General features: G+C 74.6%; 10 protein-coding genes. 3 read left to right on the top strand and 7 right to left on the bottom strand.

Features of this window, described 5'->3' with window-relative positions; all coding sequences use genetic code 11:
- Nucleotides 1-178 precede the first annotated feature (178 nt).
- On the top strand, nt 179-2752 hold the full coding sequence (adhE, locus tag FJK98_RS30100) for a bifunctional acetaldehyde-CoA/alcohol dehydrogenase (protein ID WP_145922033.1): 2574 nt from the start codon (nt 179-181) through the stop codon (nt 2750-2752).
- Nucleotides 2753-2800: 48 nt separating this feature from the next.
- Here the strand turns inward: adhE and FJK98_RS30095 are convergent, their stop codons facing one another.
- Nucleotides 2801-4327: an FAD-dependent oxidoreductase gene (locus tag FJK98_RS30095; RefSeq protein ID WP_145922032.1), complete on the bottom strand. Its 1527-nt coding sequence runs from the start codon at nt 4325-4327 to the stop codon at nt 2801-2803.
- A gap of 58 nt (nt 4328-4385) precedes the next feature.
- A complete protein-coding gene (locus tag FJK98_RS30090) occupies nt 4386-4907 on the bottom strand; it encodes an MSMEG_6728 family protein (protein ID WP_145922031.1) in 522 nt (173 codons plus the stop codon).
- A gap of 121 nt (nt 4908-5028) precedes the next feature.
- Between FJK98_RS30090 and FJK98_RS30085 the strand changes: the two genes are divergently transcribed.
- Nucleotides 5029-6819 carry a potassium channel protein gene (locus FJK98_RS30085; protein WP_205789279.1) on the top strand — a complete coding sequence of 597 codons (1791 nt, stop codon included), beginning with the start codon at nt 5029-5031 and terminating at the stop codon, nt 6817-6819.
- Here FJK98_RS30085 and FJK98_RS30080 read toward each other — a convergent pair whose 3' ends face one another.
- Both FJK98_RS30080 and FJK98_RS30075 read right to left on the bottom strand, forming a co-directional pair.
- On the bottom strand, nt 6820-8052 hold the full coding sequence (locus FJK98_RS30080; RefSeq protein WP_145922030.1) for an APC family permease: 1233 nt from the start codon (nt 8050-8052) through the stop codon (nt 6820-6822). It lies immediately after the preceding gene.
- A 9-nt stretch (nt 8053-8061) separates the two neighbouring features.
- Nucleotides 8062-8841 (bottom strand): phosphatase PAP2 family protein, encoded by a 780-nt coding sequence (locus tag FJK98_RS30075; protein WP_145923077.1) that lies wholly within the window; start codon nt 8839-8841, stop codon nt 8062-8064.
- A 144-nt stretch (nt 8842-8985) separates the two neighbouring features.
- Between FJK98_RS30075 and FJK98_RS30070 the strand changes: the two genes are divergently transcribed.
- A complete protein-coding gene (locus tag FJK98_RS30070) occupies nt 8986-10194 on the top strand; it encodes a DUF4032 domain-containing protein (RefSeq protein WP_145922029.1) in 1209 nt (402 codons plus the stop codon).
- Between the two features lie 149 nt (nt 10195-10343).
- Here FJK98_RS30070 and nagA read toward each other — a convergent pair whose 3' ends face one another.
- From nagA to FJK98_RS30055, 3 genes are read right to left on the bottom strand one after another with little or no spacing between them, the layout of a single operon-like run.
- Entirely contained in the window at nt 10344-11453 is a 1110-nt protein-coding gene (gene nagA, locus FJK98_RS30065; protein WP_145922028.1) for an N-acetylglucosamine-6-phosphate deacetylase, read from the bottom strand.
- Nucleotides 11450-12388 carry an ROK family protein gene (locus FJK98_RS30060; RefSeq protein ID WP_145922027.1) on the bottom strand — a complete coding sequence of 313 codons (939 nt, stop codon included), beginning with the start codon at nt 12386-12388 and terminating at the stop codon, nt 11450-11452. The genes nagA and FJK98_RS30060 overlap by 4 nt, the downstream gene beginning before the upstream one ends.
- Entirely contained in the window at nt 12385-13314 is a 930-nt protein-coding gene (locus FJK98_RS30055) for an SIS domain-containing protein (protein WP_145922026.1), read from the bottom strand. The genes FJK98_RS30060 and FJK98_RS30055 overlap by 4 nt, the downstream gene beginning before the upstream one ends.
- Nucleotides 13315-13354 lie beyond the last annotated feature (40 nt).

Genomic DNA, 13354 nt, shown 5'->3' with positions numbered 1-13354 from the left:
GGCGACGCTGCGTGGCCCCCGCCCGACATCGGGACCTTCGGCCGACCGGACCCACCCGGGACGGCGCGACGACGGGACCTTTGGCCACCGGCGGACGGGTCCTTGCGCCCCACCGCCGAGGCGGCCGTCGATGGATGCTGAGGGTGTCCGAGACGCCGCCAACCGCCGAGGTGAAAGCATGTCGACCGCACTCGCCACCACGATCGACGCCCTGGTCGCCGACGGCCTCAAGGCCCTGGCCGACTACGACCGCTACGACCAGGAGCAGATCGACCACATCGTCCGCAAGGCGTCGGTGGCCGCGCTGGACCGGCACGCCGCGCTGGCCCAGCTCGCCGTCGCCGAGACCGGTCGGGGGGTGTTCGAGGACAAGGCGGTGAAGAACATCTTCGCCTGCGAGCACGTCACGCACAGCATGGCGAAGACCCGTACCGTCGGGGTGATCAGCCGGGACGAGATCAGCGGCATCGTCGAGATCGCCGATCCGGTGGGCGTGGTCGCCGGGATCACCCCGGTCACCAACCCCACCTCGACCACCATCTTCAAGGCACTGCTCGCGCTCAAGACCCGCAACCCGGTCATCTTCGCCTTCCACCCGGCGGCGCAGCGGTGCAGCGTCGAGGCCGCCCGGACGGTACGCGACGCGGCGGTCGCCGCCGGTGCGCCGGAGCACTGCATACAGTGGATCGAGGAGCCGTCGGTCGAGGCGACCACCGCGCTGATGCACCACCCCGGGGTCGCCACCATCCTCGCCACCGGGGGCAACGCCATGGTGCGGGCCGCGTACTCGGCGGGGAAGCCGGCGCTGGGCGTGGGCGCGGGCAACGTGCCGGCCTGGATCGAGGCGACCGCCAAGCTCAAGCGCGCGGTCAACGACATCGTGCTGTCCAAGTCGTTCGACAACGGCATGATCTGCGCCTCCGAGCAGGCCGTCATCCTCGACGCGGCGATCCACGACGCCGCGATCGAGGAGTTCCGCACCCTGCACGCCCACCTGGCCACCGCCGCCGAGAAGGAGAAGCTGGAGACGCTGCTTTTCCCCGCCGGCAAGCTCAACCCCGACGTGGTCGGCCGGACCGCCGCCTGGATCGCCGACGCCGCCGGGATCAGCGTCGCGCCGGACACCTCGATCATCCTGGTCGAGGTCGACCGGGTCGGCCCCGACGAGCCGCTGACCCGGGAGAAACTCTGCCCGGTGCTGGCCGTGCTGCGCGCCGACAGCCGCGAGCAGGGCCTGCGGTACGCCGAGCAGATGGTCGAGTTCCACGGCCTCGGGCACAGCGCCGTCATCCACACCGCCGATGAGGAACTGGTGGAGGAGTTCGGCCGCCGGGTCAAGGCGGTCCGGATCATCTGGAACTCGCCGGCCTCGCAGGGCGGCATCGGCGACATGTACAACGCGTTCCTGCCGTCGCTGACGCTGGGCTGCGGCAGCTACGGCCGTACCTCGGTGTCCGACAACGTCTCGGCGGTGAACCTGCTCAACATCAAGCGCATCGGACGGCGGAACAACAACATGCAGTGGTTCAAGGTCCCGTCGAAGATCTTCTTCGAGGCGAACGCGATCCGCTACCTCGCCGAGATGCCCGACGTGCACCGGGTCACCGTGGTCACCGACGCCACCATGACCCGGCTCGGCTTCGTCGACCGGATCAACCGGGTGCTGCAACGCCGCCCCGAGCGGATCGCCCTCCAGATCATCGACGACGTGGAACCCGAGCCGAGCGTCGACACCGTCGATCGGGGCGCCGCGCTGATGCGGGCCTTCCGGCCGGACACCATCGTCGCCCTCGGCGGCGGCTCCGCGATGGACGCCGCCAAGGTGATGTGGCTGCGCTACGAGCACCCGGACGTGGTCTTCGACGACATGCGGGAGAAGTTCTTCGACATCCGCAAGCGCGCCTTCACCTTCCCCACCCTCGGCGCGCTGGCCCGGCTGGTATGCGTGCCGACCACGTCGGGCACGGGCGCGGAGGTGACCCCGTTCGCGGTGATCACTGACCACCGGACCGGCAAGAAGTACCCGCTGGCCGACTACGCGCTCACCCCGACCGTGGCGATCGTCGACCCGGTGCTCACCGCCAGCATGCCGAAGGCCATCGCCGCCGACAGCGGCTTCGACGCGCTCACCCACGCCATCGAGGCGTACGTGTCGGTGTACGCGAACGACTTCACCGACGGGCTCGCCCTGCACGCCATCCGACTGATCTTCGGCAACCTGGAACGGGCGGTGGCCGACGCCGACCCCGAGGCGCGGGAACGGATGCACAACGCGGGCACCATCGCCGGGATGGCGTTCGGCAGCGCCTTCCTCGGCATCGTGCACGCCATGTCGCACACCCTCGGCGCGACGTTCCACATCGCCCACGGCCGGACCAACGCGGTGCTGCTGCCGCACGTGATCCGCTACAACGGCACCGTCCCGGCGAAGCTGTCGGGCTGGCCGCGCTACGAGAGCTACCGCGCGCCGGAACGGTTCGCCGACATCGCCAAGCTGCTCGGCCTGCCGGCGGGCACCCCGGCGGAAGGGGTGGCGTCGCTGGCCGACGCGGTGGAACGGCTGCGCGACGCGGTCGGCATCGAACCGTCGTTCGCCGCGATCGGCGTCGACCGGGCGGCGTTCGAGGCGGCGCTGCCGCAGCAGGCCCTCAACGCCTACGAGGACCAGTGCGCCCCGGCGAACCCCCGGATGCCGATGCTCGACGACATGCAGCGGCTCATGCGGGACGCCTACCACGGCACCGCGCGCTGACCGGCCGGCCCGCCCGACCCGACGGGCCGGGCGGGCGCCCCGGACGGTTCACTTCCCGGCGAGCAGTCCCCGGGGGCGGATCGAGCGGACCGGTTCGGTGGCCGCCCCCGCGGCCCGCAGGATGTGGTTGGCGGCGATGATCCCGGTCGCCGCCGACCGCTCCATCAACGCGCTGGGGAAGTCGGTGCCGATGCCGTCCCCGGCCAGGTAGAGGCCCTCGGCGTCGGTGCGTACCCCCGGCCGGCCGGCGTGGCTGCCCGGGGTGAACGCCGGGGCCTGCGCCTCGACCCGGGCGCGCAGCTCCCGCACGCCCAGCCCGGCGACCTCCGGCCAGAGCGCCGTCAACTCGACCCGCATCCGTTCGGCCAGCTCCCCGGCCGGCACCCCCTCGTCGCAGGCGTACGCGTGCAGCTCCACCACCGCGCCGCCGGTGCGCTGCGCCCACCGCCGGGACTCGTTCTCCAGCCGGTGGTAGAGGGTCACCGAGTCCAGGGTGGGCTGGCGGGACACCCCGCTGAACACCGCCCGGTCGGCCCGGACGTCCCCGTCGAGCCAGTACCGCGCCACCGCGTACGGCGGGCCGGGCCGACCGAACGCGGGCATCCGCGCCACCAGCTCGGGCGCCACCGCGACCAGGCCCGGGGAGGCGGCGACCAGGGCCGCCAGCGCGGGCGGGTCGACGGCCAGCACCACCTGCCCGGCGGAGTGGACGGTGCCGTCGGCGGTGGTCACCCGCCAGCCGTCCGGCTCCCGGTCCAGCCGGGCGACGGCCGAAGCGGTGCGCACCCGGCCGCCGTGCTGCTCCACGTGCCGGGTCAGCGGCTGCCAGATCGCCGTGGCGTAGTCCTCGTCGGGGCAGTCGAACGCCAACCCCTCCGGGTTGCCCAGCAGGTAGAAGTGGAACTGGGCGATCATCTCGGCGGCCGACATCTCGGTCTCGTGGTTGAAGAACGAGTGCGAGAAGACCTCGAACAGCATCGCCCGCGCCCGGTCCGGCAGCTTCAACGAGGCGAGCAGCGCGTCGGCGGTGGTGTCGTCGAACTCGGCGTAGGTGCCCACCGGGTCGTAGCTGAGCAGCGGCAACGCGGCGTCCCGGTCCATCGTGCGCAGGTCGGCCAGGCGCAGGCTGGGGCTGCGCAGCAGTAACGCGAGCAGGTTGGCCGGCGGGGCCGGGGGCAGCCTGCCGAACTCCTCGGTGGGCCACTGCGCGGACAGGATCGGATAGCCGGGGATCGGCTTGAGGAAGCCGAGCGTCGGATCGACCCGCCGCAGGATCGACCGCCAGTTGTAGTACTGCCGGAAGAACGCGTGGAAGCCGTGCTCGTTGAGCTGGCTGCCGTCGGCGAGCGCCTCCGGCCACGCGCCGAGCCGGCCGCCCAGCGTCGGCGCGGCCTCCAGCACCGTCACGTCCACCCCGCGTTCGGCGAGCACCACCGCCGCCGACATGCCGGCGATCCCGCCGCCCACCACCACGGCCGTGGTCGGCCGGGCCACCCGGGGGGCGCCACCCCCGCCCGGGTCCACCACGTGCTCGCGTACGCCGATGAGCCGGCCCAGCTTCTGCGACAGCGCCATGTGCACCTTCCGACCCGAGGGACCCCCAGTCTGCCCGACCAGGCCCGATCCGGCCCGGTCAGGACGGTGCGGCACCGCCACCGGGGGCATCGGCGGGTCGGCTGGCGGCGGCGAGCGGGGGACGGTCGGACGGCGGCCAGACATACTCCAGATCGGACGGTACGTCGCCGAACTGCGGGCGGTAGTGCTCCGGGTCCTTGCGCAGCAGCGCCGACCGGTGGCTGCGGTGCAGGTCGTCCCGGCCCAGCCAGGGTGGCAGCTCACCGGCGGCGGCCAGCTCGGCCTGGCTGCGTACCCGGCCGTGGCCCCGGGCGGTGGTCAGGTCGGTGACCAGGGTCGACGCGCAGGTGTCCGCCCGGCCCGCCGCCGACCAGACCGCGCACACGTCCAGCCCGTACCGGGTCAACGCCTCCTCGTAGCCGGCCCACATCTTCACCGCCGGGTGGTTGCGCCAGCCGTACCCCGGCCGGGTCAGCCCGCGCAGCACCTGGAGCGCCTCCACCCGCTGCTTGCCCAGCCGCCGCTGGTCGAGGGAGCGCGCGCTGGCCAGGAAGTCCGGGTACGGCAGGAACGTCTGCACGCCCGCTGCTCTACCCGCCGCCACGCCCACCATGCCTGCCCGCCCACCGGCGTCGTTCCCACGCCGTCCGGTGCGCTCACCAGGGCTGCGTGTCCGGCGACCGGCTGGCTACCATCCGGGCATGGCCGAACCCCTGCGGGACCGGGCCCGGCGCGCGACCGGCTGGCGGTTACGGATGAACGGCGACACCCGTCCGCACTACGTGGTCTGCGGCGGCGACCCGCTGGCGTACTGGGTGGTGCGGGCGCTGCTCGGCACCGACCTGGCGCACGGCCGGGTCCGGATCACCCTGGTGGTGCCGGAGCGCCGCCGCTCCGAGGGCCCCGACGGGCGGGACATCGAGGGTGTCCAGGTGGTCCGGGCCGACCGGCTCGACGAGGCCACCTTCCGCCGGGCCGGCCTGGCCGGGGCGGACGGCCTGGCCCTGCTGCACCAGGACGACGTGGGCAACATGCAGGCCGCGCTCTGCGCGCAGGACGTCGAACCCCGGCTGCGCCTGGTCGTCCGGATGTTCAACACCAGCCTCGCCAACGGCCTGCGACAGCTCTTCCCCGACTCGGCGGTCCTCTCCGACGCCTCGATGGCCGCCCCGGCGTTCGTCGCCGCCGCCCTCGGCGAGGTGGCCCCGACCCACTTCCGGCACGGCGGTCGCACCCTCTACGTGGCCCGCCGCGCCGACGTCCGCCCCGCCGACGTGGTGTGCGGGCTGGCCGTCACCACCGATCCGGAACTGGTCCGGGTGCTGCCCGCCGACGAGCAGGCCGCCGACGTGGTGCTCGCCGAGGCGACCGGGCAGCCCGCCGGCACCGAGTTGGCGGCCCGCCGGCTGGTCCGGGCCCGGCGTCGCCGACGACCCCTGGCGGTGCTCCTGCGGGCGGTGCGCAGCTTCGCCACCCGCAAGATCGGCATCGCGGTGCTGACCCTGCTCGGGGTGATCGCCCTGCTCGGCTGGCTCAACGCCCGTGCGGTCGCGGTGAGCTGGACGGAGGCGCTCTACCTGACCCTGGTCACCACGCTCAGCGGCCAGGACCCGGACGTCACCAAGCCGGCCGCCGCCCAGATCATGCAGGTGGTGCTCAACCTGGCCGGGCTGGCGCTGATCCCGCTGATCACCGCCGTGGTGGTCGACGGCATCGTCAACGCCCGGCTGGCCCTGCACGCCGGGCGCATCCAGCCGGAACGCACCGGGCACGTGGTGGTCGTCGGACTGGGCAACATCGGCACCCGGGTGATGGCCCAACTGCACGACTTCGGCGTCGAGGTGGTGGCGATCGACCGCAGCGCGGAGGCGCGCGGCGCGGCGCTGGCCCGGCGGCTGGGCGTACCCCTGATCGTCGGGGACGCCGCCCGCGAGGAGACGCTCCGCTCGGCGTCGGTGGAACACTGCCAGGCGCTGGTGGTGGTCTCCACCGACGACGGGGTCAACCTGCGGGCCGCGCTGAACGGCCGGGCGCTCAACCCGGAACTGCGGGTGGTGCTGCGGCTCTTCGACGGCGACTTCGCCGAACGCATCCAGCGGGCGTTCGGCATCGGCATCTCGCGCAGCGTGTCCTACCTGGCGGCGCCGTCCTTCGCCGCCGCCCTGCTGGACCGGGCGGTGATCGCCACCATCCCGGTCGACCGGCACGCCCTGCTGGTGGTGGAGGTGCCGGTGGCGGCCGGTGCGGCCCTGGACGGTCGCCCGCTCGGCGCGGTGGCCCGCCCCGGCGAGGTGCGCCTGCTGGCCCACTCCCGGCCCGGCCACAGGACCGACTGGCGGGCCGACCCCCGGATGGTGATCTCGGCGGGGGACCGGTTGACCGTGGTGGCCCGGCGGGCGGGGCTGAGCGCCCTGCTCCGCGAGACCACCCCGCCCCCGCCGGCCGTCCCGCCGACCGCCGACATCCCGGCGTCGCGCGATCCGCAGGAGTGACTAGCGGGGGCGGACGGCGTACCAGAGCGCGCCGAGGGCGAGCACACCGAAACCGGCGAGGACGCCTGCCGTCGGCAGGCTGACCGCGAGCAGCAGGCAGCCGACCAGCCCCGCCCCGGCGAGCGCCCGGGTGGGCAGCCGTCGGGCCGGGTCCCGGCCCAGGGTCCACGCGGCGGCGTTGGTGATCGCGTAGTAGACCAGCACCGTGCAGCTGGAGAAGCCGATCGCGCCCCGGACGTCGCCGAGCGCCACCACCGCGACCACCACGGCGGCCACGGTCAGCTCCGCGCGGTGCGGCACCCGGTGCACCGGGTGCACGGCGGCCAGCGCCCCCGGCACGTCCCGGCGGCGGGCCATCGCCAGCAGGGTGCGGCCCACCCCGGCGAGCAGGGACAGCAACACCCCCGTCACCGCCACCGTCGCCCCGGCCCGGACCACCCAGGCCAGGCCGGGCAGCCCGGCGACGGTCACCACGTCGGCCAGGGGCGCGACGGAGACGGCCAGCCGGTCGGGGCCGAGCACGCCGACCGCGACCACCGCGAGGAGCAGGTAGACCGCCAGCACCACCCCGAGGGCCAGCGGCACCGCCCGGGGGATCGTGCGGGCCGGGTCGCGGACCTCCTCACCGAGGGTGGCGATCCGGGCGTACCCGGCGAAGGCGAAGAAGAGCAGGCCGGCGGCGGTCAGCACGCCCCGGGCCGTACCGCCGCCCTCGGCGAGCCGGTCGAACCGGACCTCCCCGGCGGCCAGGCCGGTCACCGCGACCAGGGCCAGCACCGCCAGCACCACGACCACCAGCACCTTCGTGGCGGCGACCGTGCGGGTGACGCCGCGCAGGTTCACCCCGGTCACCGCGAGCACCGCGCCGACCGCGACCAGCCGGGCCTGCCCCGGCCACAGGTACGCCCCGATGGTCAACGCCATCGCCGCGCAGCTCGCCGTCTTGCCGACCACGAAACCCCAGCCGGCGAGGAACCCGGCGAACGGGCCGAGGCGTTCCCGGCCGTAGACGTACGTGCCGCCGGACTCCGGGTAGCGGGCGGCCAGCCGGGCAGAGCTGGTCGCGTTGCAGTAGGCGACGAACCCGGCCAGCGCCAGCGCCACCAGCAGCCCGGTGCCGCCGGCCGCCGCTGCCGCGGGGGCGAAGACCACGAACACGCCCGCGCCGAGCATCGCCCCCAACCCGACCACCACCGCATCGGGTACGCCCAACCGCCGGCTCAGCCGATCCACCCCGGCAGGTTAAGGGGCGGAGGTGAACGGGCGGCCCCCATCGGGCGACCGGCCCGGGTCGGCGGTGAACGGGCGGTCCCGGCCGCGCAGCCGGGACGGTAACGGCAGCTCGTCCCAGGGGACCCGGCGCAGCAGCCGGTCGAGCAGCAGCCCCAGCAGCAGCCCGGCCACCGAGTCGGTCAGCCAGTGCCAGCCCAGGTAGGTGGTGGTGCACAGGACCACCAGCGGCGGCACCACCCGCACGGCGGTGGCCAGCCGGGGTGGCATCCGCCGGCCGACGGTCCGCAGCAGCGGGACGAGCAGCAGGGCGAGCACGCCGTACCAGACGATCGCGTTGGCCACGTGCCCCGACGGGTACGACTGGGCGTAGCGGACCGGCAGGTCGTGCTGGAACAGCGGCAGGGTCCGCTCCGGCGACAGGAACGGTTCCTTCACGCTGGCGCTCGGGGCCGGGCGGGCCGTCCACACCTTGAGCGGGCCGATGGTCAGGTAGGTGAGCGCGAAGGCGACCACCGGGGGCAGCAGCGGGCGGACCGAGCGGAGCCGGACGGCCAGCAGCACCCCCAGGGCGGCGGCGAGCAGCGTCAACGGGGTGCCCTGGCCGAGCAGGTTGAGCATCCGGGCGATCCAGTAGGCGGCGGTCGGCCGGTGCCCGTCGGCCCAGTCGGCGACCGCCCGGTCGATGCCGAACAGGTGGTCGGTGGCGAGCGCCCCGGTCAGCGCGACCAGGGCGGTGAGCAGCAGCAGGTCGTACCACCAGCCGGCCGGACGGACCGGTCTGAGCCGCACTCCGCCGCGTACCGTCGTGGTTCGCTCCCGCACGCGATCACGCTACCGGCCGACGCGGTGGTCGGGACGGCACGGCCCGGGGTCGATGTGTGCCGAACCACGAAGGGAGGCGTCGGACGGGGGACACCCGGCACACTTGTCCCCGTGCGGATCACCTCGGCCCTCGTCGACCCGGCGCTGCTCGACCTTCCCTGGTCGACTCCGCTGGAACAGTGGCCCGCCCGGCACCTGGTGGCGCTGCCGCAGGGCATCTCCCGGCACATCGTCCGGTTCGTCCGCCTCGGCGACTACGTGTACGCGGTCAAGGAAACCGGGGAACGGGTCGCCGAACGCGAGTACGACCTGCTGCGGGCGCTGGAACGGATCGACTTCCCGTCGGTGGAGGCGATCGCTATCGTGGCCGACCGGCAGGCCGACGACGGCACCCCGCTGGACCCGGTGCTGATCACCCGGCACCTCCAGTTCTCGCTGCCCTACCGGGCGCTGTTCTCCCGCACGCTGCGCCCGGAGACGATGGGCCGGCTGCTCGACGCCCTCGCCGTGCTGCTGGTCCGGATGCACCTGACCGGCTTCTTCTGGGGCGACTGCTCGCTGTCGAACACCCTGTTCCGGCGGGACGCCGGGGCGTTCGCCGCCTACCTGGTCGACGCCGAGACCGGCGCGCTGCACCGTTCGCTCTCATCCGGCCAGCGCGGAGAGGACCTGGAGATCGCCCGGGTCAACATCTTCGGTGAGGCGCTGGACCTCCAGGCGGCGGGGCTGCTGCACGAGTCGATCGACCCGGAGGTGGTCTGCGAGGAGGTCGTGCAGCGCTACGAACGGCTCTGGCACGAGATCACCTACGAGCAGCAGGTCGAGCGGGAGGCCCGGCACGACATCGAGCGCCGCATCCGCCGCCTCAACGATCTCGGCTTCGACGTGGCCGAGGTGGCCCTGTCGACGGTCGACGACGGGCGGTACCTGGTCCGCCCGAAGGTCGTCGACGCCGGCTACCACACCCGGCGGCTGATCCGGCTCACCGGCCTGGACGCCGAGGAGAACCAGGCCCGGCGACTGCTCAACGACCTGGACGCCTACCGGGTGGAGAGCGACCTGACCGACGAGCAGCAGGCGGCCCACCGCTGGCTGACCGAGGTCTTCGAGCCGGTCGTCCGGGCGGTCCCGGCGCACCTGCGGCACAAGCTGGAACCGCAGGAGATCTTCGCGCAGATCATCGAGCACAAGTGGCTGCTCTCCGAGCGGGCCGGCCGGGACGTGGGGATGGGGCCGGCGGTGCAGTCCTACCTGGCCGACGTGCTGGTGCACCGCCCCGACGAGCAGGCCGTCCTGGGCGTCGAGGTTCCCACCGCCTGACCCGCCCGTCCTCGTCGGGCACCGGCACCGTCGGGTGCCCCGTGAGCCGTTGACGTCATCAGCTCGAAAGGACGCGCACGGCATCCTCGGTGCTCGCCGGTGCACACCGTCGAGCAGGTCACCGAGGAGGCTGGGGGCGGCGGCCCGGGTCAGTCGAGCCAGGTGCCGGCGCGCATCACCCGGACGACGTTCAGCTCGTCGTCGAGCACCACCAGGTCCGCCCGGCGGCCCGTCTGGAGCGCGCCGACCCGGTCGCCGAGGCCGATGGCGCGGGCCGGGGTGGTGGCGACCATGCGTACCGCGTCGGTGATCGGGATGCCGGCGGTGACGGCGTGCCGCAGCGCCGCGTCCATGGTGAGGGTGCTGCCGGCGATCGCCCCGTCCCGGGCCAGCCGGGCCACCCCGTCGGACACGGCGACCCGCTGGCCGCCCAGCTCGTACTCGCCGTCGGGCATGCCGGCGGCGGCCATCGCGTCGGTGATCAACGCGACCCGCTCCGGACCGGCCACGGTGGTGGCGAAGGTGAGCATCCCGTCGTGCAGGTGCACCCCGTCGGCGACCAGCTCGCAGACCACGTTCGGGGCTTCCAGCAGGGCCACCACCGGGCCCGGCTCGCGGTGGTGCAGCGGGCGCATCCCGTTGAACAGGTGGGTGCCGACGCTCGCCCCGGCCGAGACGGCGGCCCGGGTCTGCTCCCAGGTGGCGTCGGTGTGGCCGACGGCGGCGACCACCCCGTGCGAGGTGAGCAGCTTGATGGCGTCCAGCGCGCCGGGGCGCTCGGGGGCCAGGGTGACCATGCGGACCGCCCCGCCGCCGTCCGCGATGAGCCGGCCCAGCTCGTCGGTGGACGGGTCGCGGAGGAACTCCGGGTTCTGCGCGCCGCACCGGGCCGCCGACAGGTACGGCCCCTCGAAGTGGACGCCGGCCAGCACCCCCTCGGCGACCAGCGGCGCGAACGCGGCGGTCGCCGTGCGCATCAGCTCGAACGGGGAGCTGACCAGGCTGGCCAGCAGGGTGGTGGTGCCGTGCCGCAGGTGGAACGCGGCGGCCTCGCGGGCGGCGTCGGCGTCACCGGTGGTGAAGGTGTGCCCGCCCCCGCCGTGGGTGTGCATGTCCACGAACCCCGGCACGATCCAGTGCCCGTCGCGCTTGGCCGGGTACTCGGCGACGGCGGTGATCCGCTCGCCGTCCAGCTCCACGCACCCCTGCCGGATCACGCCGGTCGGGGTCACCACCTTGCCGGTCACCCGCTGGGTCATCGTCTCTCCAGACTGTCGAGGGCGAGCAGGGCGGCACCGAGGCAGCCGGCCTCGTCGCCGAGGGCCGCCGCGACCAGGCGCGGCTCCCGATGGAAGGTCATCCGTTCGCGCAGGGCCGCGCGGAGCGGGTCGAGCAGCTGCCCGCCGGCCCGGGCCAGACCGCCACCGATGACCATGGTGTCGACGTCGTAGAGCGCCTGCCCGGTGGCGAGCCCGTCGGCGAGGGCCTCGACGGCCTCCCGCCACACCCGCCCGGCCAGTTCCTCACCGGCCGCCGCCCGCCCGGCCACGTCGGCCGCGCTCGCCGTCGCCCCGGCCAGTTCGGCGTAGCGGCGGGCGACGGCCGAGGCGGACGAGAGGGCCTCCAGGCAGCCGGGCCGGCCGCACCCGCAGCGCGGGCCGTCGGGGCGTACCAGGATGTGGCCGATCTCCCCGGCGGCACCGTGCGCGCCGACGGCGGCCGAGCCGGCGACCACGTGGGCGGCGGCGATGCCGGTGCCGATCGCGACGAAGAGCACGTGCCGGGCGTCCCGGCCGGCACCGAGCCGGGCCTCGGCGATCCCGCCGACCCGCACGTCGTGGCCGAGCGCCGCCGGCAGCCCGAGCCGCGCCCCCACCAGCCTGCGCAGCGGTACGTCCCGGAAGCCGACGTTGGCCGACCAGACCGCCACCCCGGCGGCCTCGTCGACCACCCCGGGCACGGCGACGCCGCAGGCCACCGGGGTCGACCCGGCGGCGCGGGCCCGTTCGGCCAGCCCTTCGGCGACGGCGAGGACGGTCTGCACCACGGCGTCCGGGCCGCGCCCGGCGTCGGTCGGGTGCCGTTCGGCGTGCAGCACGCTGCCGTCCGGCCGGACCAGGGCGCACTTCATGCCGGTGCCGCCGACGTCCAGCGCGACGACCACCCGGTCGTCGCCCGACGGCCCGTCGGTCATGCCAGCACCACGGAGCGGGTCAGGTGCCGGGGTGCGTCCGGGTCCAGCCCCCGGCTGGTCGCCAGGGCCACCGCGAAGCGCTGGGCCAGGATCAGGTCGGCCATCGGGTCGACCGGGGTCCGGCCGGCCGCCCAGCTGCCGAGCACGGTGTGGCAGCCGTGGTGCCGGCTGTGCACGAACGCCGCCCCGGTGGCCGCCACGTCCTCCGGCAGGCCCTCGGGCAGCTCCCCGAACGCCCAGACCAGCCGGCCGGGGCCGGCGATCGAGATGGGGCCGTGCCGGTAGTCCATCGCCGGGTACGCCTCGGCCCAGAAGGTGGCCGCCTCGCGGCACTTCAGCGCGGCCTCCTGGGCCAGCCCGACCGTCCAGCCGCGACCGAGGAAGGTGGCCTGGTCGATGCGGGCCGGGTCGAGCGGCAGCGGGGCGCGGACGGCGACCTCGGCGTCGGCGGCCAGCGCCTCGACGTTGTCGCCGAGGTGGGCGCGGAGCAGGGCCAGGGCGGTGGTGGCGAACCGGGTCTGCACCACCGAACGCTCGTCGGCGAAGGGCATCGGCACGGCCGCGTCGGCCAGCGTGACGGCGGGCGAGCCGGGGTCGCCGACCAGGACGGTGGTGGGGGTCCGGCCGCGCAGCGCGGCGAGCAGGTCGAGCACCTCGGTGGTGGTGCCGGAGCGGGTGACCGCGATCAGCCGGTCGTAGCGGCGGTCGGCGGGGAACTCGCTGGCCTGGAATGCGTCGGTCTCGCCGTGGCCGGCCCGTTCACGCAGCCCGGCGTACGCCATGGCCATGAACCAGGACGTGCCGCAACCGACGACGGCGACCCGCTCGCCGGGGCGGGGGAGGACGCCGGCGACGGTGCCGGCCAGTCGGGCCGCCTCCCGCCAGCAGTCGGGCTGGCTGGCGATCTCCGCGTCGACGTACGCCATGGGGAACTCCTCGCACAGGGGTGGGAGGTGCGCAATACGG

Source organism: Micromonospora sp. HM134 (assembly GCF_007833915.1).
In the GTDB taxonomy this organism is placed as follows: Bacteria; Actinomycetota; Actinomycetes; order Mycobacteriales; family Micromonosporaceae; genus Micromonospora; species Micromonospora wenchangensis.
This window is presented reverse-complemented; position numbering and strand designations above follow the sequence as displayed.